Below are 2125 nucleotides of genomic sequence, written 5' to 3'. Positions count from 1 at the left end.
CTGCGAAATCCGGCGATAGCCGGACTCTTATACGTCCTTAATCACCTGTAGGACTTGCTTCAGCTACGAAATCCGGCGCAGCCGGACGCTGCCTATGTCCAGCCAGCCTGCAAACTCCCCACGGCTGTCCATAAAACAGCCAAGAGGACGCAGATGCCGTACAAAAGGCACCTGACCTTACCAATTCTGATGCTTTTTGATTACAGGAATATCAGTATACTGGGGACAACGATGAAAGAGGGTATGGAATGCCAATCCCGGATTATCAAACCTTAATGCGCCCGATGCTCGAAGCATTGGGCATGGGGCCAATGTCGTTACGCCAAATGGTTGATGGCCTCAGCGACCTGTACAACCTCACCGAAGAAGAACGCAAGCTGCTCACACCAAGCAAACGCAGCCCGCTGATGTACAACCGGGTGGCCTGGGCCGCTACCTACCTGCGTAAAGCAGGCCTGGTAGAAAGCCCCAAACGCGGTATCAACGAGCTGACGGCCATGGGCAAAAAGGCGCTGATTGAATGCCCGGAAAAGATAGATAACCGCTACCTGCGCCAGTTTGAAAGCTTTCAACAATTTCAATCTATCGATCGTGATACAGCAACAATCGCAGAAGAAGCCGTACAGCCGGATTCCGAGCTGGACCCAACAGAGCGTTTAGAAGCGGCTCACCTTGAACTGCAGACGAGTCTGGCAGAAGACGTTCTCGATCTGGTCAAAAAACAAACCCCGCAATTTTTCGAAGTACTGGTCGTGCAGATGATGCAGGCCATGGGCTATGGCGGCTGGAGTAAGGACTCAGGCAGTGCAACCCAGTATACTGGCGACGGCGGTATCGACGGCATCATCAACGAAGATCCGCTCGGGCTGGACACCATCTACCTGCAGGCCAAACGCTACACCGATGCTGCCGTAGGCCGCCCGGATATACAGGCTTTTGTTGGCGCGCTGGAAATGAACCGTGCGCGTAAAGGCGTGTTTATCACCACCAGTCGCTTCAGCCGCGATGCGCTGGATTACGTGTCGATGATTGACAAAATGCCAGGGATGGCATTTTGCACAGCGAAGCTGCCCGAAGGGCGAACGACATGGATGTTGTGAGTGAAAAAAAGTGGTACTGATCGACGGCAAACAACTGGCGGAACTGATGATCAAACACAACCTGGGCGTCAGCGTAAAAGAAACGTATCAGGTGAAAGCGATAGACTCGGACTATTTTGCAGACGATTGAGTGCAGAAGACTGAGTGCCGAAGATTAAGCGCAGAAGACTGAGTACCGGTCATTTGTCTGCATATTCGCGAAACAACATTTGAAAGCGTGGATGCAATTCCACGATAACGAAGGAACACCCCATGGCACGCAAGCCTGCTGAAAAGAAAGAATCGGCCAAAAACAAAAAAGAAAAAAGCTTCGAGCAAACCCTGTGGGCCACCGCCGACAAACTGCGCGGCTCGGTGGAATCGTCGGAATACAAGCACGTAGTGCTGTCGCTGATCTTCCTGAAATTTATCAGCGATAAATTCGAACAGCGCAAACAGCAGATGATCGGTGAAGGGCAGGGCGATTACGTCGATATGGTCGAGTTTTACACTATGGCCAACACCTTCTACCTGCCAGAAGACGCCCGCTGGGACTTCATTGCCAAAAACGCCAAGTAGGATGACATCGCCGTTAAAATCGACACCGCCCTGCACACCGTCGAGAAAAACAACAAAGCCCTGCGCGGCGCACTGCCAGATAACTACTTTTCACGCTTAGGGCTGGATGCCAGCAAACTCGCCGCCCTGATCGACGCCATCAACAACATCGACACCATTGTTGGTGAAGAAGGCTCAGCAAGTGAAACCGACATCGTCGGTCGTGTTTATGAATACTTCCTCGGCAACTTTGCCGCCACCGAAGGCAAAGGCGGTGGCGAGTTCTATACGCCCAAGTGCGTGGTTAACCTGCTGGCCGAAATGATCGAACCCTATCACGGCAAAATCTACGACCCGTGTTGCGGCTCCGGCGGCATGTTCGTGCAGTCGGTCAAATTTGTTGAAAACCATCAGGGTAACAAAAAAGACATCTCCATCTACGGCCAGGAACAGACCAGCACCACCTACAAGCTGGCCAAGATGAACCT

Annotated in this window: 3 protein-coding genes; all 3 read left to right on the top strand. The window is 52.3% G+C overall.

The genetic code is table 11. From position 1 onward, the window contains the following. The first annotated feature begins 248 nt into the window (after window positions 1-248). Window positions 249-1100 (top strand): restriction endonuclease, encoded by an 852-nt coding sequence (locus B2Z72_RS03260; protein ID WP_296983644.1) that lies wholly within the window; start codon window positions 249-251, stop codon window positions 1098-1100. Window positions 1101-1352: 252 nt separating this feature from the next. After that, window positions 1353-1658, top strand: coding sequence for a type I restriction-modification system subunit M N-terminal domain-containing protein (locus B2Z72_RS03255; protein WP_297004154.1), 306 nt, complete (start codon window positions 1353-1355; stop codon window positions 1656-1658). 6 nt (window positions 1659-1664) lie between these two features. Then, on the top strand, window positions 1665-2125 hold a 461-nt coding region (locus tag B2Z72_RS19250), incomplete at its 3' end, for an HsdM family class I SAM-dependent methyltransferase (protein ID WP_349681235.1).

The organism is Thalassolituus sp. UBA6592 (assembly GCF_002433655.1).
In the GTDB taxonomy this organism is placed as follows: domain Bacteria; phylum Pseudomonadota; class Gammaproteobacteria; order Pseudomonadales; family Oceanobacteraceae; genus Venatoribacter.
This window is presented reverse-complemented; position numbering and strand designations above follow the sequence as displayed.